The organism is Paracoccus sp. KKT209 (assembly GCF_055635455.1).
This window is the reverse complement of the sequence record NZ_CM145758.1, coordinates 445520-465262: the sequence shown is the minus strand read 5'-3', so window position 1 is coordinate 465262 and position 19743 is coordinate 445520. Positions and strand designations below refer to the sequence as shown.

Below are 19743 nucleotides of genomic sequence, written 5' to 3'. Positions count from 1 at the left end.
TCGGCCACCCGGCTCAAGAATATCAATCCGCCGGCCGCCCCAGACCCCCGAGGCCCCATGACCGCACCCGAACAGCATCCGCAGCGCCTGCGCGTGGCGCATCTCAATCCCAACAGCCCGACGCCCTTTCACCTCCGCCCGGACGAGCCGACCCGCACCGCGATCGCCCAGGAACTGGGCGTGGATGCCCTGTCGCGGCTGGATTTCCGCGGAGAGATGCGCGCCCATGGCAGCGACGGCTGGCTGCTGACCGGCCGGCTGGCGGCGCGGGTCACCCAGCCCTGCGTGGTCACTCTGAAGCCGGTGCGCAGCGACATCGACGAGCCGGTGCGCATCCAGTTTACCCCCCATGCCCGCGCACCCGAGGCCGAGGAGATCGAGATGCCGGACGAGACGGTCGAACCCTTGGGCAACTTCATCGACCTGACGGCGATCATGATCGAGGCGCTCAGCCTGGGCCTGCCGGAATATCCGCGCGCGGAAGGCGCGGGCCTGGCCGCACCGCAGCCCGAGGAACCCGCCGCCGATACCCGCAGGCCCTTTGCGGGCTTGGACAAGCTGCTGCGCGGCGAGGGCGGCGAATCCTGAAGGGCGCGGCCGGTCATGGGCGTGGCCTTGGCGCCACAATGGGTCGGCGATTCTGCCCGAACAGCAGAAAAAAGCGGGAAATTGCAGCCACAGCGGGGCAAATGAGGCCGGAACGCGGCGCAATTCATCCCGTCCCACGGCCACGAGGGCTTGCGGGCGCGGCTGTCATGGCGTATCTGCGCGGTTCATTTACGAATTCAAATCTCCGGTGCCAAGGCGTCACGACGCAGCACCCTGACAAACCGAGGTGGTGACATGGCTGTCCCTCAGAATCGCGTAACCCGGTCCAAGCGCAACATGCGTCGCGCGCATGATGCTCTGGTCGCGGGCAACCCGAACGAATGCTCGAACTGCGGCGAGCTAAAGCGTCCGCACCACGTGTGCCCGTCCTGCGGCCATTATGCCGACCGCGAAGTGATCGCGCAGGCGAACGAGATCGACCTGGACGACGACGCGGCCTGATCACGGTTCGCGGCACCTCTTCATGACCGTCGAACCCGCGATCACGCCGGCACCGCGCGCCCTCGAAACCGGGGGCAGCGTGGTGATATCGGTTGACGCCATGGGCGGCGATCGCGGCCCTGCGGTCGTGGTCGCCGGCATGGCCGAAAGTGCCGAGAAGAACCCCGAGATCCAGTTCATCGTCCATGGCGACGAGGTCCAGCTGCGCAGCCTGATCGGCAAGCGCAAGGCCTTGGCAGGCCGCTGCGACATCCGTCATGCGGGGTCCGTCGTGACCATGCATGACAAACCCAGCCAGGTCGTCCGCAAGGGCGAGGGCAGTTCCATGTGGTCCACCATCGAATCGGTCAAGCAGGGAGAGGCTCAGGTCGCCGTCTCCTGCGGCAACACCGGTGCGCTGATGGCGCTGTCGATGCTGCGCCTGCGCAAGCTGCCCGGCGTGAACCGCCCGGCCATTGCCTGCCTGTGGCCGTCGCGCAACCCGCAGGGGTTCAACATCATGCTTGACGTGGGCGCGGATATCCGCGCCGATGCGCATGACCTGCTGCAATATGCGCTGATGGGGGCTTCCTATGCCCGCAACGGCCTGGGCGTCAGCCAGCCGCGGGTCGGCCTGCTGAATGTCGGCACCGAGGAGCACAAGGGCCGCAGCGAGCTGAAGCAGGCGCATGACCTGATCGAGGCCGCGGCCGATTCCGGAAATTTCGACTATGTGGGCTTCGTCGAGGGGGGCGATCTGCCCTCGTCGCGCGTGGATGTGATCGTGACCGACGGTTTCACGGGCAACGTTGCCTTGAAGACCGGCGAGGGGACCGCCAAGCTTGTAGGAGACTTCCTCAAGGACGCCTTCTCGAATTCGATCATGTCCAAGTTCGCAGCAGTTCTGGCGATGTCCTCGCTCAAGCGCCTTCAAAAGCGGATCGACCCGCGCCGCGTGAATGGCGGCATCTTTCTGGGCCTGAACGGGACCGTCGTGAAATCCCACGGATCGGCCGACGCCACCGGCGTCTCGGCGGCAATCAAGCTGGCCTTCACGCTGGCCAAGTCGGGCTTTCAGGACCGACTGGCCGCCCGCGTGGCACAGGGCGCAGCCGCTTCGGCCAGTGCGGCCGAGACAGGAGCATCCACGTGACCCGTCGTTCGGTCATCCGCGGCACCGGCCATTACCTGCCCGAAAACGTCGTCGAGAACAGCTGGTTCGAAAGCCGGCTGGACACCAGCGACGACTGGATCCGGTCGCGCACCGGGATCGAGCGGCGCCACTTTGCCGCCGAAGGCCAGACCACCAGCGACCTGGCCATCCGCGCCGCCCGCGCGGCGCTGGACCGGGCTGGCATGACGGCTGCGGATATCGACGGGATCATCCTGGCGACCTCCACCCCCGACTTCACCTTTCCGGCCGTGGCCACGATGGTCCAGTCGGGCCTGGGGATGTCGCGCGGCTTTGCCTATGACGTGCAGGCCGTCTGCGCGGGCTTTGTCTTTGCACTGGCCAATGCCGACGCGATGATCCGCGCGGGCCTTGGAAACCGCGTGCTGGTCATCGGCGCCGAGACCTTTTCCCGCATCATGGACTGGACCGACCGCGGCACCTGCGTGCTGTTTGGTGACGGCGCCGGTGCGGTGGTGCTGGAGGCGCAGGAGGGCGCGGGCACCAGCGACGACCGCGGCATCCTCTCCTGTGACCTGAACAGCGACGGCACCCACCGCGAACTTTTGTACGTGGACGGCGGCGTCTCCTCGACCGGCACGGCCGGGCAGCTGCGGATGCAGGGGAACCTGGTCTTCCGTCATGCCGTCGAAAAGCTGGCCAAGACCGCCCATACCGCGCTGGACAAGGCGGGGCTGACCGGGTCGGACGTCGACTGGCTTGTGCCCCACCAGGCCAACATGCGCATCATCACCGCCACCGCCCAGAAGATGGGCCTGCCCCTGGACAAGGTCGTCCTGACGGTGGCGGATCACGGCAACACCTCGGCGGCCTCGATCCCGCTGGCGCTGTCGGTCGCGGATGGACGGGGCCAATTCAAGACGGGCCAGGTGCTGGTCACCGAGGCGATCGGCGGCGGGCTCAGCTGGGGTTCGGTCGTCCTGCGCTGGTGACGGCGCCCATCGACGCCGACCCTGCTATTTCAGCAATGCGTCCTTGCTGGCGCGCCGGTTCATGCCGCCTGCCGGCCTCCGCGTGCGGTCATGGCCGGATTGGCAGCCCACACACAGCTTGACACCGGGCTGCGCCTGACGGCGCGCCTCCGGGATCGGATCGTCGCATTCCGCGCAATGGGTGGCGCTGTCCCCCTGCGCCGCACGCCGGGCCGCATTCAGGCGCGCGCGGGCCACGGCCTCGGCCGTCGAAATCTCGATCTGTTCGTTCACCGCGTCGTCGCGGGCCCATCCGCCAGCCATGTCAGTCTCCTCACGTCACCTCTCCTAGATGGGGCAGGTCGGGCGGCTTTGCAAATGCGGCCGCCATTGACAGGGGCAGGGTCAATGGAAAGACTGCACATGATGCAGGTGCAGAAAATGCCTGCCGCTCTGGGGAGGGCTGTGAGTTTTGGGGATCGTCCGTCTGTTCGACGGCATCAATGAGGTCGTCGGCCGGATCGTGTCGGTCGTCGCCCTGATTTTTGCCGGCATCATCATCTATGACGTCTTCATGCGCTATGTGCTGGGACAGCCGACGCGATGGGCCTTTGACGTCTCCAAGCAGCTTTACGGCTTCTATTTCATCATGCTGGGCGGCTATGCGCTGCGCCACCAGGCCCATGTGCGGGTCGATCTGCTGACGGCGCGAATGCGCCACGGCCTGCGCCGGTGGGTCGAGGTCGCGGGCTATGCGATCTTTTTCTTTCCTTTCGCCTGGATCTTCGCCACGCACAGCTGGACCTTCGCCATGACCTCCTGGCGGCAGGGAGAGCTGACCTATGGCGCCGTGCAGCTGCCCGTCTATCCGCTGAAGATGGCGATGTTCGCGGCTGCCTGCCTGCTGCTGATCCAGGGGGTCGGCGAGGTGCTGAAGCTGCTGCTGGACCGGACCGACGATACGGGATCGCGCGATGTCGGGTGAATCGATTGCGCTGATCATGTCGGGCCTGCTGGTGCTGGGCCTGTTCATGGGCCATCCGCTGGCCTTCGTGCTGGGCGGGACGGCGGTCCTCGGCGCCTTCATCGCCGGCAAGCCGATGGTGCTGGGCATCGTCATCAACCGCATCTTCGGCGACGTGCTGGACAACTATGTCCTGATCGCGATCCCGCTCTTCGTGCTGATGGCGCGCTTCCTGTCCGACAGTGGCGTGACCGACCGCATGTTCGAGGCGCTGCGCCACCTGATGAGCCGCGTCACCGGCGGGCTGGGGCTGGCGGTCGTGTTCATCTCGATCCTGCTGGCGGCGACGACGGGCATCATCGGCGCCTCGATCACCGTCATGGGCATGATGGCGCTGCGCCCGATGCTGCAATACGGCTATGACAAGCGGCTGGCCACGGGGCTGATCGGCGCTTCGGGCTGCCTGGGCATCCTGATCCCGCCGTCGATCATGCTGATCCTGATGGCCTCCTATGCACCGGGCCTGTCGGTGGGCCAGCTGTTCGCGGGCGCGATGATCCCGGGGCTGCTGCTGGGGGTCATGTACGCGATCTACGTGGTGATCATCGCCTGGATGCGCCCCGACTGGGCCCCCAAGGTGACAGAGGCCGACAAGATCAGCCGCGCCGCCATGTGGAAGATGCTGGTCATCGAGGCCGTGCCGCCCCTGATCCTGATCCTGGGCATCCTGGGCTCGCTGCTGGCCGGTATCGCCACCGCGACCGAGGCCAGCGCCATCGGCGCGCTGCTGGCGCTGCTGATCGTCATCATGCGCGGCCGCTTTCAATGGGCGACCTTCTATTCGGCACTGCTGGAAACCGGGCGGACCAGCGCGATGATCCTGTTCATCGTGGTGGGCGCCACCGCCTTCACCGGCGTCTTCAACATCACCGGGGGGCTGCGGGCCAGCCAGGACCTGATCCGGGGCCTGGCCGACGACCCGTATACGCTGATCGCGGTGATGCTGCTGGTGGTCTTCATCCTGGGGATGTTCCTGGACTGGACCGGCATCGTCCTGCTGTCCTTTCCGATCTTCCTGCCGCTGGTCGGAGAGATGGGGATCGACCCCCTGTGGTTCGTCGTCCTGATGGCCGTTGTGCTGCAGACCAGCTTCCTGTCGCCGCCCTTCGGCTATGCGCTGTTCTACATGCGGGCCATCGCCCCGCCCGAGGTCAGCACGACCGACATCATCATGGGCGTGCTGCCCTTCATCGTCATGGTGCTGCTGATGTGCGCCGCGATGATCCTGTTCCCCGCCCTGGTCACCTGGCTGCCGCTGACGCTCTACGGCTGACCGGGGCCGCCCCGTTTTTCATGAGGAGGATGAAAAGATGAAACATCTGCTGACGACCGCCGCGCTGGCGCTGGCCACGGCAAGCCCTGCCCTGGCCGAGAACTGGACGATGACGACGACCTGGCCTTCCAGCCTGGAGCTGATCGAGATCGACAAGCACTGGGTCGATCTGGCCAACAAGCTGGTGGACGACGACAAGCTGACGATCGAATTCTACGAGGGCGGCAGCCTGGTCCCGGCCGGAGAGGTCTTCGGCGCGGTCGAATCGGGCACCATCCAGGCCGGCGCCGACTGGCCGGGCTATTGGGCGGGCCGCAACAGCGCCTTTTCGCCCCTGGCGACCACGGCCAGCCTGTTCAACGCAGTGGATTACGTGAACTGGATCCAGGAATGGGGCGGAGAGGATCTCTATAACGAGGTCTATGGCCAGTTCGGCATGGTCTATCTGCCCTATGGCGTCACCAACAACGAATCGGGCTTCCGCACCGTCAGCCAGCCGATTCGCACGCTGGAGGATCTGGCCGGGCTGCGCCTGCGCCTGTCGGGTCTGGAACAGGGCAAGCTGCTGGAAAAGCTGGGCGGCAACCAGGTCAGCATGGCCGGCGGCGAGATCTATCAGTCGCTGGAGCGGGGTGTGATCGACGGGGCCGAGTTCTCGACCCCGAACGTCGATTTTTCGGGCGGCTTCCAGCAGGTGACGAAATACTGGTCGACCCCCGGCTGGCACCAGTCCTCCTCAGTCTTCGGAGTGATGATCAACAAGGGAGCCTGGGACGCGCTGGACGAGGAGACGCAGGAGCGGCTGAAGATCGCCGCCGACGCGACCATGCTGTGGAGCCTCAGCTTCACCGAAAAGCGCGCGACCGAGGCCTATGGCCAGTTCACCGAAGCCGGCACCGAGATCACGCGCCTGGACGATGCAGCCTTGGAGCGCGTGCAGCAGCTGGCCAACGAGACAATCCAGGAAGTGGCCTGCGAAAACCCGATGTCGGCCAAGGTCTATGCCAGCCAGCTGAGCTATCTTCAGGATTATGCCATCTGGCGTGACGCCTCGGCGCCGTTCAACCTGGGGCGGACCCCGGACGGTCCGGACCTGGCCGCGATCGAGGCCTGCGCCCAATAATCGCATCCAGCACCATCGCAAGTGTCGGGCGGGGAACGATTTCCCCGCCCTTCTCGTTGACAGGGCAGGCAAAGCGCACCATCCTTCACGCAACCAAGAGGACCGACAATGGGCGACAAGACTCTGACCCGGATGGATCTGGCCGAAGCGGTGTTCCGCGATGTCGGCCTGTCGCGGCACGAATCGGCGCAGCTTGTCGAAAGCGTGCTGGACCACATCTCGGACGCGCTGGTGCGCGGCGAGCAGGTCAAGATCTCGTCCTTCGGCACCTTCTCGGTCCGCGACAAGAACGAACGGATCGGCCGCAACCCCAAGACCGGGGAAGAGGTGCCGATCACCCCCCGTCGCGTCCTGTCCTTTCGCCCCTCGCACCTGATGAAGGACCGCGTGGCCGCCGGCAACAAGCGGTAAGGTCACCTTCACAGGATGCAAAAGGGCGCAGAGGCATTCCGGTCGATCGGCGAGGTGGCAAGCCTGATCGGCGTCGCCCCCCATGTGCTGCGCTATTGGGAAACCCAGTTCCCCCTGCTGCGGCCGATGAAGCGCCCCGATGGCCGCCGCTATTACCGCCCCGCCGACCTGGCACTGGCCGCCGGCATCTGCGAATTGCTGCGCGATGAGGGGCTGACCATCCGCGGCGCACGCAAGCTGATCGCGGCCGACCGGGGCGAGGCGGTGCGGGCGCGTGGATTGGCGCGCCTTGCAGTGCTGCCGGATGTCGCAGCCGGTGTCGATGTGCTGGACGGCGGGATCGCCCCGCCCGCGGCGGGCCTGGTCAGTGCCGACCTGCCTGAACCGTCCCTGGCCGACATCCCTGCCGATCCCGTGCTGCCGGCCGGCCAGCCCCCTGCCCTGTGCCCGCCGCCAGCCCTGTGGCTGTCCCGCTTGACCAAATTTGCCCGGATGCTGGAGGGGCTGACGCCCTCCGACCCGCGCTGGGCCGCCGCCCATCCCGTCGCGCTGCGCCTTGGCCAGGCGATGTTGCGGCTGTCCTGACAGGGCGCTGCAAATTGGGCAAGATTTCCGCACGGCAGCCCTTGTGCATCCCCGCCCGATCGCACTATACGAGGCGCGTCGGGCCGTGGCGCAGCCTGGTTAGCGCGTCCGTCTGGGGGGCGGAAGGCCGAGAGTTCGAATCTCTCCGGCCCGACCATTCCGAAAACGCCCATCCCTTTTCAGGGGTGGGCGTTTCCCTTTTCTGCTCCTCGGGTCATGGAGACCAAGATGAACGGTGTCCTGCCTGACAGCGAGATCCGCGAGCTGATCCGCACCGGCGTGATCGCCGCCGACAGCCCCATCATTCCCGAACAGATCCAGCCTGCCTCGCTGGACCTGCGGCTTGGCACCCGGGCCTATCGGCTGCGCGCCAGCTTTCTGGCCGGACGTGGGCGCCGCATCGCGGACAGGCTGGATGATTTCTGCATGCACCAGATGGACCTGTCGGATGGCGCCGTCTTGGAGCGCGGTTGCGTCTACCTGGTGCCGCTGCAGGAGCGCATCAGCCTGCCACCGGGCCTGTCCGCGGTTGCCAATGCCAAATCCTCGACCGGGCGGCTGGACCTGCTGACGCGCCTGGTCACCGATGACGGGACCGAGTTCGACCGCCTGCCCGAAGGCTATGACGGCCCCCTCTATGCCGAGATCTGCCCGCGCAGCTTTTCGGTCCTGGTGCGTCCGGGCATGCGCCTGAACCAGCTGCGTCTGCGGCGTGGTCAGGCAGTTCTGACCGATGCGCAATTGACTGACCTGCACGCGCGCGAGCCGCTGGTCGGCGACGGGCAGGCGCTGATCGACCATGGCCTGGGCTTTTCGGTCGACCTGCGTCCGGCGACCGGCGACCTTGTCGGCTATCGCGCCCGCCCGCACAGCGGGGTGATCGACCTGGACCGCATCGGCGAATACCCCGCCGCCGAGTTCTGGGACGAGTTGCGCACGACCGAGGGCCGCCTGATCCTGGACCCCGGCGCCTTCTACATCCTGGTCAGCCGCGAATCGGTGGCCATCCCCGCCGATTACGCGGCCGAGATGGCGCCCTTCCTGGCAATGGTCGGGGAATTCCGGGTGCATTACGCCGGCTTCTTCGATCCAGGCTTTGGCATCGGCGCCACGGGCGCAGGCGCGCGGGGCGTGCTGGAGGTCCGCTGCCACGAGGCGCCCTTTGTGCTGGAACATGGACAGGTCGTGGGCCGGCTGGTCTATGAACGCATGGCCGCCCGCCCCGAGCGCCTCTATGGCGAGGGGATCAAGTCCAACTACCAGGGCCAGGGCCTGAAGCTGGCCAAGCAGTTCCGCTAAAGCGGCCCGGTCTGCCACAGGCGGACCTTCAGCCCGCCATGCGCCACGATCGGTCCCGGGGCCTGCCACGGCAGCCCGGTCGCCTTTGCAAGCCCCGCCTCGCTGGTGACGATACCGACGCGCCAGCCGGGGAAGCGGCTGCGGAACACCTCGCCCATCTGCGCATGCAGGCCGAACAGGGGCCCCTTGTTGCCGATCCGCGCGCCATAGGGCGGGTTCACGATGACGATGCCGGGGGCGCAGTCGGGACGCTGAAGATCGGTGATCTGGCAGGTCTGGAACTGCGTGATCCCTGTCACGCCGGCGCGTTCCGCGTTCGCCTGGCTCATCCGGACGGCGCCGGGATCGCGGTCGCTGCCGAAGAATTGCGCGGGCGCCGGGCGGGGCGCGGCGTCGGCCTTCATCCGCGCCCAGGCCGCGGCATCGAAATTGGCAAGCTGCTGAAAGGCAAAGGCGCGGCTGCGGCCCGGCGCCAGGCCCAGGGCGATCTCGGCCGCCTCCAGAACGAAGGTGCCCGAGCCGCACATCGGGTCCAGCACCGGCTGGCTGCCGTCGAAGCCCATCTCGGCCAGGAACATCGCGGCCATCGTCTCGCGCATGGGGGCCTTGGCGACGGCCTCCTTGTGGCCGCGCTTGTGCAGCGATTCGCCGGTCGTATCCAGGCTGAAGGTCACCAGATCGTCCTCGATCCGGGCCTTCACCGTCATCGGCGCATCGGCGGCCAGCGGGGCGCCCAGTTCCTCGGTGATGGCCCGCTCGATCCGCTGCGTGGCGGCGCCGGCGTGATAGATGCGGGAAGCCTTGCAGACCGTCTCGACCTTGACCGGCAGGTCGGGGCGCAGCAGGTCGCCCCAGGGAAACTTGCGGGCGCGCTTGTCCAACTGCGCAAGGTGCATTGCACGAAAGCCGCCGACGCGGGCCAGCACGCGCGTCGCACCGCGCAGCCACAGGTTGGCGCGCCACACATCGCTCCAGCCGCCGCGGATGGTGACGCCGCCGGGCTGGATCACCGGCCGCCAGTCCAAGGCCGCAGCCTCGGCCGCGAGGGGCTCTTCAAGGCCGGGCGTGGCGACCAGGAAAATGTCGAAATCGGGAATGTCCATCGTGCAGCCCTAGCGCGCGCCGCGCGAAAAGGCGAGAGGCTCAGCGGCGGATCAGGCGCGCCAACATGCGCATCCGCCGGGCCAGGTCCCGCGTCTGTCGGCTCCTGCCCTGCCCCCGTCGCGTCCTGCCCGCCATGGGCTTGCTGCCCCAGGTCATCGCGAAGCGGGCGCACATATTGAGCGGCTGGTTCAGGTTCATCGGCGCACCTTTCAGTCGTCGTCGAACAGGTCGTCGGCCGGACCCGCGCCGCTGTCCCCCGCGTCGATGTCGGCATCCTCGGGATCAGCCGCAAGGGGCAGCGCCAATCCCTCCGCAGGCGGACGCGATTCCAGCAGGCCAGCCGCCCGCAGCTCCGACAGGCCCGGCAGGTCGCGGGCGGATTCCAGCCCGAAATGGTCCAGGAAAGCGTCGGTTACCACATAGGTGGCCGGCCGACCGGGCGTCATGCGGCGGCGGCCGACGCGCACCCATTCCATCTCGATCAACTGGTCCAATGTGCCGCGGCTGACGGCGACGCCGCGGATCTCCTCGATCTCGGCCCGCGTGACCGGCTGGTGATAGGCGATGATCGCCAAGGTCTCGACCGCGGCCCGGGACAGGCGGCGGCTGTCCACCGTCTCGGCCTGCATCAGGAAGGACAGGTCAGGCGCGGTCCGAAAGGCATAGGCGTCGCCGATGCGCTCCAGCACGACCCCCCGCCCGTCATAGCTGCGGCGCAGTGCGGCCAGCGCCTCGGGCGGATCGCAGCCAAGGGGCATCCGTTTCCCAATGTCGTGCAGCGACAGCGGCTGGACGGCAGCGAACAGGATCGCCTCGACCATCCGCTCCTGCTGGGCCAGGGGCGGCGGCGGGAAATCGGCGGCGGGATCAGGCGCGGTCGTCATGGGGTCGGTGCCGATAGCTGATGGGAGCAAAGGTCTCGGCCTGCCGTATCTCCAGCCGGCCTTGGCGTGCAAGCTCCAGCGAGGCGGCAAAGGTCGCCGCGGTGGCACTGCGGCGGCGCTTGGGGTCGGAATGCCAGCCATCGGGCAGAAACACCGACAGATCCGTCCATTCGCCGGTAAAGCCGATCAGCCGGCGCAACCGCTCCAGTGCCTGCTCCATCGTGAAGACGTCGTGGCGGTCGAAGGCATAAGGGCGAAACTCGTCGCGGGTCTTCAGCCGGGCATAGGCGCGCATCAGGTCGATCAGCCCCGCCTGCCACTGGGTCTTGCGGCTGCGGGCCACGATCTCGGGGGCGCCGCGGGCAAAGCGGGACTGGCCAAGCCGGTCGCGCCCCATCAGTTGGGCGGCCACCTCACGCATGGCGGCCAGGCGCTCCAGCTGAAAGGCCAGATGCGCGGCCATGTCCTCGGCCGACGGGCCGTCGGCCTGGGGGTCGGGGGGCAGCAGCAGGCGGGATTTCAGGAAGGCCAGCCAGGCGGCCATGACCAGGTAATCGGCGGCCAGTTCGATCCGCAGGGCGCGGGCCTCCTCGACAAAGGCCAGGTACTGTTCAGCCAGGTCCAGCACGCGGATCTTCAGCAGGTCGACCTTCTGCGTGCGCGCCAGCGTCAGCAGCAGGTCCAGCGGGCCTTCGTAGCCGTCCACATCGACGATCAGCGCCTCGTCCGCGCGGCGCTTCGCCACCTCGGCGGCGTCGACGCCGTCGTCGGGCACGGGCTTCAGATAGGGAACCTTGGGCTTGGCCACGCTGTCTCCTCCGATCGGCCAGACAGGGTCAGGCCCGTCCGCCCCGCTGTCAAGCGGTCAGCGCGCGCCATTCGCCCATCAGCGCGGCGATGTCGGCCCGCTGGGGCGCCACGCGCCGGGCCAGGGCGGCTTCGGCCCGACGGCCCGCCTCGGCGGACATGGTGCCCGCGGCCGCCACGACTGGCTGCATCTGCGCAATCGTGCCGTTGCAGTGCAGCACCAGGTCGCACCCGGCGGTCAGTGAGGCAGAGGCCCGTTCGGCCTCGGTTCCCGACAGCGCGTTCATGGTGATGTCGTCGGTCATCAGCAGCCCATCAAAGCCGATGTCCTGGCGGATCAGCGCGATCATCCGACTGGAGGCTGTGGCCGGCGCGTCGTCCAGAGCGGGAAAGCGGATATGCGCGGTCATGCCCATCGGCAGGTCCGACAGCGCCCGGAAGGGCGCGAAATCCAGCGCCTGAAGCTCGGCCTCGGCCGCCTCCACCACGGGCAGGTCGTGGTGGCTGTCGGCGATGGCGCGGCCGTGGCCCGGCATGTGCTTGACCACCGGCAGCACCCCCGCCGCCAAAAGGCCATCAGCCGCCGCACGCCCCAGTTCGGCGACGCGATCCGGGTCCGACCCCAGGCAGCGATTGCGCAGGAAAGGATGCGTGTCGGCCTGCGCCACGTCCAGCGTCGGCGCACAGTTCGAATCGATCCCCACCGCCCGCAGCTCGTGGCCGATCAGGTGATAGCGCAGCCACATGGCCCGCAGGCCTGCCGCCGCCTGATCCAGCGGTTCCGGCCAGTCAGTCCAATGGGGCGCGCGCAGGCGCTGGACCCGCCCGCCCTCCTGGTCGACGGTGATGACGGCATCCCGCCCGACGGCCTCGCGCAGCTGGCCGGTCAGCCGGCGCAGCTGGTCGGGGCTGTCGACATTGCGACCAAAGAGGATGAATCCCCAAGGGTCGGCATCGCGGAAAAAGGCGGCCTCGTCGGCCGTCAGCGACAGGCCGGCGATGCCGCCCAGGATGGTGGCGCCATGGCTCATGCGGTCACTGGCCCAGGGCCAGACAGTCCGTCCCCGAGGATTGCAGCGCCGAGCAGAACTGCCGCGCCTCGCTGATCGAACCAAAGCCGGCGACGCGCAGGCGCCAGAAGGTGCGCCCGTTCGACTGGTGCTGCTGGATGACCGGCGCCTTGCCGGAGAAGAGCGAGCCGTTGCGTCCGGCCAGGCGCTGCCACTCGTTCTCGGCGATGGCGTTGCTGTCGAAGGCGCCGACCTGGACCAGCGGGCCACCGGCGCTGCTGGCGGCGGCGGGGCGTTCCACCGGCGCCTCGGCGGGGGCTGGGGCGGCCTCCACGACGGGCGTCGGAGCAGCGGCAGGTGCGATCGCGGCCACGCGGGTCACGGTCCGCGGCCGCGGCGCGGGGCGGCTGGAGGCGACCAGCACCCCGGGATCGGCCTCGGCCTGGGCCTGGGCCAGCGCCTCGGCAATGGCGACGGCCTGGGTCGGCACGCCGTTCTCGTCCGTCACGACATCCGTGACCGGCCCCTCCGAGGCAGGGGCGTCGATGATGGCGGCATCGTTCACCGCCTGGTCGGCCAGCGCCCGTTCCGCGGCGGCGGCGGCCTGCGCCTCGGCCTGGGCGCGCGCCTCGCTGTCGGACAGTGGAACGATCGGCTCGCCCGCAAAGGTCAGGGGCGTCTCGGACGGGTTCGAGGGCTCGCGCGCAGTGGCGCCCAGCTGCCCCATCGCCACGTCATCCTCCGACAGCTCGACCGGGGACGGGGCGATCGCGACCTCCTGGGCGGGAACCGCGGCCTCGCCGCCGGCCACGCTGTTGACCGCAAGGCCGGTGTGGTTCGTCAGCTGGCCTCCCGGATCTTCCGGCGTGGTGCGGGCCTCGCCCTCGATCGCGCGGATCACCGGCACGCCCGAGACATCGCGCGACATCAGCTGCCAGCCCCAGGCCATCAGCCCGACCATCAGCGCGACCGAGGCGACCGCGCCCATGTAATGGGTCAGCCGCGCCAGCCGCCCGGTCAGGCCGTCCGCCTCGGCGCGGGGATCCGCCGCGTCCTGGTCCTGCGGGGCGTTCCAGCCCCCCTGGTCATAGGAGAATTCGCGCTTCACCTTGTGACGCGAGAACACATAGCCGCCTTCGCGGAAATCCATCACTGCCATGTCTGCCTGCCTGCCGGTTGTTCCGGATTAACTTTGCCTGCTCAGAGCCTCACCCGGCAGCGACGCTGTTCGTCAGCGCATTTCTTCTGCCGGAGTCACCCCAAGAATAGCGAGACCGCTTGAAATAACAACGCCAACTGCCCGGACCAGCGCAATTTTTCCTCGGCTGGTGGCGTGATCGCCATCCTGCACGAAGCGCAGGGACGTGTCGTCATTGCCGCGATTCCACAGCGAATGCAGGTCAGAGGCGATGTCATAGAGGAAGAAGGCGACGCGGTGCGGCTCGTGCGCGCGGGCGGCATGTTCGACCAGCCGCGGCCATTCCCCGACCTTGCGGGCCAGTTCCAGCTCGGCGGGGTGGTTCAGGACCGACAGGTCCGCGCCGGTCAGGGCAGAATCGCCGACGTCGATTCCCGCCTCGGCCGCGCGGCGCAGGACCGAATGGACCCGGGCGCTGGCGTACTGGACATACCAGACGGGGTTGTCCTTGGACTGTTCCAGCACCTTGGCAAAGTCGAAATCCAGCGCCGCATCGTTCTTGCGCGTCAGCATGATGAAGCGGGTGACATCGGCCCCCGCCTCCTCTACCACGTCGCGCAGGGTGACGAAGGTGCCGGCGCGCTTGGACATCTTGAACGGCTCGCCGTTCTTGAACAGCTTGACCAGCTGGATCAGCTTGACGTCCAGAGGCACGCGCCCGTCCGACAGCGCCTTGACCGCCGCGTTCATGCGCTTGACATAGCCGCCGTGGTCGGCACCGAAGACGTCGATCAGCTGGTCGAAGCCGCGCTCGATCTTGTCGAAGTGATAGGCGATGTCGGGCGCGAAATAGGTCCAGGCGCCGTCGGACTTCTGGATCGGCCGATCCACGTCATCGCCATGCGCGGACGAGCGGAACAGCAGCTGTTCGCGCGGTTCCCAATCCTCGGGCAGCTTGCCCTTGGGCGGCTCCAGCACGCCGCGATAGATCAGGTCCATTTCCTTCAGCCGGGCAATCGCCGCCTCGATCTTGCCGGTGCCGTAAAGCGCCTTTTCGCTGGAATAGACGTCCATCTGCACGCCAAGCGCGGCCAGATCGCCGCGGATCTGTTCCATCATGGCCTGGGTCGCGAACTCGCGGATCTCGACCAGCCAGTCCTCTTCGGGCTTGTCCAGCAGGCTGTCGCCGTATCTTTCCTTCAGCGCCGCGCCGACCGGGATCAGGTAGTCGCCGGGATAAAGCCCCTCGCGGATCTCGGGCTCCAGCCCGTTGGCCTCGCGATAGCGTTCATAGGCCGACCGCGCCAGCACATCCACCTGCGCCCCGCCGTCGTTGATATAGTATTCGCGCGTCACGTCATGGCCGGAAAAGGCCAGCAGGCGCGCCAAGGCGTCGCCGAAGACCGCGCCGCGGACATGGCCCACATGCATCGGCCCCGTCGGATTGGCGCTGACGAATTCGATGTTGACCCGCTGGCCCGCGCCCATGTCGGACCGGCCGAATTCCGCGCCGGCCTTCAGCGTGGCCGCGACGACCTGCTGCCAGACGACCGGCGACAGGCGCAGGTTCAGGAAGCCGGGTCCCGCCACCTCGGCCGCAGAGATGCGGGGGTCGGTCAGGCGGGCGGACAACTTTTCGGCGATGTCACGCGGCTTCATGCCGGCGGGCTTGGCCAGCACCATCGCGGCATTGGTGGCCATGTCGCCATGGGCGGGATCGCGCGGCGGCTCGACCGTCACATTGGCCAGGTCCAGGCCTTGCGGCAACTCGCCGGCCTTGGCCATCTGGTCCAGCGCCTCGACGACGACGCCGCGGAGATCGGTGAAAAGGTTCATCTTGGGCTTCCTGATTGACCCCCGCGGGTTAACGCCTGAGGTCGGGGGAGGTCAACACATTGCCCCGCTCAGCTGCCCGTTTCGGCCTTTTCGCGATGCTGGCGCGCCACGTCGGCGGCCTCGGCGGCCAGATCATCCTCACCGCCGTCCTTCGGCGCCGACAGGGCCGGCGGCACGAAGGCGGTGATCCAGTCGCCCGATTGCACCGCGACCGGCTGATCCTCGGCATTGAAGCGCAGCGTCCCGGCCTTGGAGACGACGACCAGCGGCTTGGCCCCCGGACGGTCCGCCTGCCAGTCGTCAAAGTCGTATTCGTCCGACAGGCGGGTGCTGCGCAGGGTCCATCCCTCGGCCAGGCGCTGGTTCAGCGCGTCGAAGGTCGGGGAATTGGCCAGCCGCTGCCCGCCCAGCTGCGCCGGCAGCGCATGGCGGGACTGGTCGCGCACCCGGCTGATCTGCCAGACCGCGTCGCGGCCCAGTTCCGGCCCTAGGTCGGTGGCGACCAGCGTATTGTAGGCATCGTTGTCCGAGGCCGCCAGAACGGCCGGATAGGCGATGAACTCGACCTGATGCTCGGCCGCCTCGCCCAGGATGTCGCCGTAATAGGTCGGGATCCCGGCCTGCCGCGCCTGGATCAGGTGCTGGCGGTTCGTGTCGGCGATCAGCGTGCCGACGCCTGCCTTCACCAGTGCCTGCGCCAGCGCCACCGCGAAAGGCGATCCGCCCACCACCAGCAGGCCCGGACGCTCGGGCCCCGACAGGCCAAGCCGCCGCGCCAGGGGCGCCAGGGTAAAGCCGTGGATGATCACCGTCGCCAGCACGATGATGAAGGCCAGGGGCGCCAGGGCCGCGCCGTCGGGAATGCCCGCCTCGACCAGCTTGTCGCCGAACAGGCCCGAGACGGCGACCATCACCACGCCGCGCGGACCGGTCAGCGCGATCAGCCAGCGTTCGTTCATCGGCAGCCGCGTCCCGATCAGCGGCAGCAGCACCTGCAACGGACGCGCCAGGGCGACGGTGAAGACCACGAACAGCGCCGCCCGCCAGGTCAGTTGCTCAAGGCTTGCGAAATCCAGGGAAGAGGCCATCAGCACGAAGACCCCCGACACCAGCAGGATCGTCGCCTGCTCCTTGAAGCGGTGCAGCTCGGTGTAGGACGACAGTTTGGCGTTCGCCAGCACCATCCCCATGATCGTGACGGCCAGCAGGCCGGTTTCATGCAGGACGCTGTCGGTGACGGCGAAGATGGCGATGACGCTGACGAACAGCATCGGCACCTTCATGTATTCGGGCACCCAGCCCCGCCGGAAGGACAGGGCCATCGCCTGTCCCCCCGCCCAGCCCGCCAGCGCGGCAAAGCCGATCCCGGTCCCCAGCAGCCAGGCCGCCGCGCCCATCGACAGGCCGGTTTCCAGGACCAGCACGATCTCCAGCAGCAGGACGGCGATCAGGACGCCGATCGGGTCGTTGACGATCGCCTCCCATTGCAGGACCTGCGCGGGACGGGCCCGCAGCCGCGCCTGGCGCAGCATCGGGGCGATGACCGTCGGACCCGTGACCACCATGACGCCGCCAAAGACCGCTGCCGCCTGCCAGGACAGGCCCACCGCCAGCCACAGGACCAGCGCCGACAGCGCCCATCCAAGCGGCGCCCCCAAGAAGACAAGCCGCTTCACGGCGGGTCGGGCATCCCCCAAGCGGTGATATTCCAGCGTCAGCCCGCCCTCGAACAGGATGATGGCGACGGCCACGCTGATCAGCGGACGATAGATCGGGCCCAGGTCGCGGTCGGGAATGAACCAGCCCAGCACCGGGCCCACGACCAGGCCCACCCCCAGCATCAGCACGATGGCCGGCAAGCGGAACCGCCAGGCCAGCCATTGGGCGCCCACGCCCAGAACGCCCACCAGTGCCACCACCTGCACCGGGGTCAGTGCCTGCATCACGTCGCCGTCCATGTCCGTCCCTTCGTCCGCGCCGTGCAGTCAAGCCAGCAGCGGCCGATCGGGTTCCGGGACCCTTCACGCAAAAGATTGACGGCGCAGAGAGTTTGGGCTAGGCGATGCTGGCCTGCATCCGGCAGGCATCAAGGCGGGGCGTCCGTGACTGCGTCCCAACTTTGCCGCAGCGGCGCCACTGGAGCGCGCGGCATGGAACGCATCGCGCCAGAATTCGGCGCGGCTTAATGGAAAGCCCCGAATGACAAAATTTTCTGATCTGAAGCTTGATCCCAAGGTGCTGCAGGCCGTTCTGGAAGCAGGCTACGAGACGCCGACGCCCATCCAGCAGGGGGCCATCCCGCCCGCCCTGGAAGGCCGCGACGTCCTGGGGATCGCGCAGACCGGAACCGGCAAGACCGCCAGCTTTGTGCTGCCGATGATCACCATGCTGGGCCGTGGCCGCGCGCGCGCGCGCATGCCGCGCAGCCTGGTGATGTGCCCGACCCGCGAACTGGCCGCCCAGGTGGCGGAAAACTTCGACACCTATGCCAAGCACACCCGCCTGACCAAGGCGCTGCTGATCGGCGGCGTCAGCTTTGGCGAACAGGACAAGCTGATCGACCGGGGCGTGGACGTGCTGATCGCGACCCCCGGCCGGCTGCTGGACCATTTCGAACGCGGCAAGCTGCTGTTGACCGGCGTGCAGATCATGGTCGTGGACGAGGCCGACCGCATGCTGGACATGGGCTTCATTCCCGACATCGAGCGCATCTTCCAGCTGACGCCCTTCACGCGCCAGACGCTGTTCTTCAGCGCCACCATGGCCCCCGAGATCGAGCGCATCACCAACACCTTCCTGCACGCGCCGGAACGTGTCGAGGTCGCCCGCCAGGCCACGGCCAGCGAGACGATCACGCAGCGCCTGATCGAGCTGTCCCCCACCCGCCGCGACATGGCCGCCAAGCAGAAGCGCGACCTGCTGCGCGCGCTGGTCGATGCCGAGGGCGAGGCGCTGACCAACGCGATCATCTTCTGCAACCGCAAGACCGACGTGGACATCCTGGCCAAGTCGCTGGCCAAGCATGGCTATGACGCCGCGCCGATCCACGGCGACCTGGACCAGAGCCAGCGGACCCGCACGCTGGAATCGTTCCGCGACGGCAAGCTGCGCTTGCTGATCGCCTCCGACGTGGCGGCGCGCGGGTTGGACATCCCGGCCGTCAGCCATGTCTTCAACTATGACCTGCCTAGCCATGCCGAGGATTACGTCCACCGCATCGGCCGCACCGGCCGCGCCGGACGGCTTGGCACGGCGGTCAGCATCGCGACCCCCTCCGACGAGAAATACCTGACCGCAATCGAGGCGCTCTTGAAGAAATCCCTGCCCCGGGCCGAGATGCCGGCCGGCTTTGCGTCGTCGACCTCCAGCGGCCCCGCGCCCGAACAGCCGCGCGAGCGCGAGGAGCGCAAGGGCGGCAGCCGCGAGCGTCGCCGCCGGCCGCGCCGCGACGAGGACCGCACGTCCGAAGCCGTCGTGGATCTGGCCGAGACCCAGCCCGAAGCGCGTCCCGAACCCAAACCCGCCGAGCCCCGTGCCGAACAGCGTGCGGAATCCCGCACGGAGCCTCGGGCCGAGAACGGCCGTCGGGATGAGCCGCGTCGCGAGGAACGGCGTGAGGAGCGTCGCGAAGAGCGCCGGGGCGATCGGCGGGATGACCGCCGCGACGGGCGTCGGGGCCGTGATCAGGAGGGCCGTGGCCATCAGGTCATGGGCATGGGCGACCATGTTCCCCAGTTCATGCTGGTCGAGCTGCGGACCGCAGAGATGACCGAGACGCCCGAAGAGGTGCCGGCGCAGCCCGCCGCCGCCGATGCGGCCGAGCCTGCCCCCACCCCGCGCCGCGGCCGGGGACGCCGCAAATCCGAGGCCGCCGCGCATGAGGCCGTGACATCTGAGGCCCGTGCACCGGAGGCCGCCGCGCCTGCCGCAGAGCCCGAAGCCCCGGCAGTTCCGGCCGCAGAGGCTCCGCAGCCGGTCACGGAAGCGGTCGAGCCTCAGGCCGAGGCGCCGGTGGCGGCGCCCGAGGAGGCATCGGCCAAGCCGAAGCGCCGTGGCCGCAAGAAGGCCGAGGCCGCCGAGGGGGACGTCGCCGAGCAGCCGGCCCCGAAGCGGACAC

The 19743-nt window shown here is 68.3% G+C and carries 19 protein-coding genes, 1 tRNA gene and 1 pseudogene; 12 read left to right on the top strand and 9 right to left on the bottom strand.

The annotated features are described in order from the left end of the window. The first annotated feature begins 57 nt into the window (after positions 1–57). The 4 genes from ACZ2G3_RS02330 (at position 58) to ACZ2G3_RS02315 (ending at position 3153) form a co-directional block, all read left to right on the top strand. Positions 58–588 carry a YceD family protein gene (locus ACZ2G3_RS02330; RefSeq protein ID WP_470397401.1) on the top strand — a complete coding sequence of 177 codons (531 nt, stop codon included), beginning with the start codon at positions 58–60 and terminating at the stop codon, positions 586–588. 255 nt (positions 589–843) lie between these two features. Next, complete coding sequence (gene rpmF / locus ACZ2G3_RS02325) at positions 844–1050, top strand: 50S ribosomal protein L32 (protein WP_090742511.1); 207 nt, start codon at positions 844–846, stop codon at positions 1048–1050. Between the two features lie 22 nt (positions 1051–1072). After that, positions 1073–2182, top strand: coding sequence for a phosphate acyltransferase PlsX (gene plsX, locus ACZ2G3_RS02320; protein ID WP_419270122.1), 1110 nt, complete (start codon positions 1073–1075; stop codon positions 2180–2182). Next, entirely contained in the window at positions 2179–3153 is a 975-nt protein-coding gene (locus ACZ2G3_RS02315) for a beta-ketoacyl-ACP synthase III (protein WP_470397398.1), read from the top strand. The genes plsX and ACZ2G3_RS02315 overlap by 4 nt, the downstream gene beginning before the upstream one ends. Before the next feature lie 24 nt (positions 3154–3177). On the opposite strand, the gene ACZ2G3_RS02310 is transcribed toward ACZ2G3_RS02315, so the two are convergent. After that, complete coding sequence (locus ACZ2G3_RS02310) at positions 3178–3456, bottom strand: DksA/TraR family C4-type zinc finger protein (RefSeq protein ID WP_111299765.1); 279 nt, start codon at positions 3454–3456, stop codon at positions 3178–3180. Between the two features lie 148 nt (positions 3457–3604). Here ACZ2G3_RS02310 and ACZ2G3_RS02305 point away from each other — a divergent pair, with 148 nt between their 5' ends. The 7 genes from ACZ2G3_RS02305 to ACZ2G3_RS02275 all read left to right on the top strand — a co-directional run bounded on the left by ACZ2G3_RS02305 (position 3605) and on the right by ACZ2G3_RS02275 (position 8847). Continuing rightward, positions 3605–4117, top strand: a complete 513-nt coding sequence (locus ACZ2G3_RS02305; protein WP_470397395.1) for a TRAP transporter small permease subunit — start codon at positions 3605–3607, stop codon at positions 4115–4117. After that, positions 4107–5429 (top strand): TRAP transporter large permease, encoded by a 1323-nt coding sequence (locus ACZ2G3_RS02300; protein ID WP_419270116.1) that lies wholly within the window; start codon positions 4107–4109, stop codon positions 5427–5429. Before ACZ2G3_RS02305 ends, ACZ2G3_RS02300 begins: the two co-directional genes overlap by 11 nt. A gap of 37 nt (positions 5430–5466) precedes the next feature. After that, a complete protein-coding gene (gene dctP, locus ACZ2G3_RS02295; RefSeq protein WP_470397393.1) occupies positions 5467–6552 on the top strand; it encodes a TRAP transporter substrate-binding protein DctP in 1086 nt (361 codons plus the stop codon). Between the two features lie 108 nt (positions 6553–6660). Beyond that, positions 6661–6963, top strand: a complete 303-nt coding sequence (gene ihfA, locus ACZ2G3_RS02290; RefSeq protein ID WP_111299768.1) for an integration host factor subunit alpha — start codon at positions 6661–6663, stop codon at positions 6961–6963. Between the two features lie 15 nt (positions 6964–6978). Further along, entirely contained in the window at positions 6979–7548 is a 570-nt protein-coding gene (locus ACZ2G3_RS02285; RefSeq protein WP_470397391.1) for a MerR family transcriptional regulator, read from the top strand. A gap of 79 nt (positions 7549–7627) precedes the next feature. Further along, positions 7628–7705 (top strand) — tRNA-Pro (locus ACZ2G3_RS02280). Between the two features lie 71 nt (positions 7706–7776). Further along, positions 7777–8847 carry a 2'-deoxycytidine 5'-triphosphate deaminase gene (locus ACZ2G3_RS02275; RefSeq protein ID WP_470397389.1) on the top strand — a complete coding sequence of 357 codons (1071 nt, stop codon included), beginning with the start codon at positions 7777–7779 and terminating at the stop codon, positions 8845–8847. On the opposite strand, the gene ACZ2G3_RS02270 is transcribed toward ACZ2G3_RS02275, so the two are convergent. The 8 genes from ACZ2G3_RS02270 to ACZ2G3_RS02235 all read right to left on the bottom strand — a co-directional run bounded on the left by ACZ2G3_RS02270 (position 8844) and on the right by ACZ2G3_RS02235 (position 17584). Next, complete coding sequence (locus ACZ2G3_RS02270) at positions 8844–9950, bottom strand: THUMP domain-containing class I SAM-dependent RNA methyltransferase (protein WP_470397387.1); 1107 nt, start codon at positions 9948–9950, stop codon at positions 8844–8846. The genes ACZ2G3_RS02275 and ACZ2G3_RS02270 overlap by 4 nt on opposite strands. 40 nt (positions 9951–9990) lie before the next feature. Next, a complete protein-coding gene (locus tag ACZ2G3_RS02265) occupies positions 9991–10149 on the bottom strand; it encodes a hypothetical protein (RefSeq protein WP_470397385.1) in 159 nt (52 codons plus the stop codon). Positions 10150–10160: 11 nt separating this feature from the next. Next, positions 10161–10835 carry an SMC-Scp complex subunit ScpB gene (gene scpB / locus ACZ2G3_RS02260; protein WP_470397384.1) on the bottom strand — a complete coding sequence of 225 codons (675 nt, stop codon included), beginning with the start codon at positions 10833–10835 and terminating at the stop codon, positions 10161–10163. Beyond that, a complete protein-coding gene (locus ACZ2G3_RS02255) occupies positions 10819–11643 on the bottom strand; it encodes a segregation and condensation protein A (RefSeq protein ID WP_470397383.1) in 825 nt (274 codons plus the stop codon). The genes scpB and ACZ2G3_RS02255 overlap by 17 nt, the downstream gene beginning before the upstream one ends. Before the next feature lie 49 nt (positions 11644–11692). Further along, positions 11693–12673 carry a beta-N-acetylhexosaminidase gene (nagZ, locus tag ACZ2G3_RS02250; protein WP_470397381.1) on the bottom strand — a complete coding sequence of 327 codons (981 nt, stop codon included), beginning with the start codon at positions 12671–12673 and terminating at the stop codon, positions 11693–11695. Positions 12674–12677: 4 nt separating this feature from the next. After that, on the bottom strand, positions 12678–13811 hold the full coding sequence (locus tag ACZ2G3_RS02245; protein ID WP_470397380.1) for an SPOR domain-containing protein: 1134 nt from the start codon (positions 13809–13811) through the stop codon (positions 12678–12680). Positions 13812–13883: 72 nt separating this feature from the next. Then, on the bottom strand, positions 13884–15626 hold the full coding sequence (argS, locus tag ACZ2G3_RS02240) for an arginine--tRNA ligase (protein ID WP_470397378.1): 1743 nt from the start codon (positions 15624–15626) through the stop codon (positions 13884–13886). A 68-nt stretch (positions 15627–15694) separates the two neighbouring features. Beyond that, positions 15695–17584, bottom strand: coding sequence for a cation:proton antiporter (locus ACZ2G3_RS02235; protein ID WP_470397376.1), 1890 nt, complete (start codon positions 17582–17584; stop codon positions 15695–15697). Positions 17585–17825: 241 nt separating this feature from the next. Here ACZ2G3_RS02235 and ACZ2G3_RS02230 point away from each other — a divergent pair. Continuing rightward, positions 17826–19439: pseudogene (locus tag ACZ2G3_RS02230) on the top strand (DEAD/DEAH box helicase); the annotation flags it as partial. Between the last annotated feature and the right edge of the window lie 304 nt (positions 19440–19743).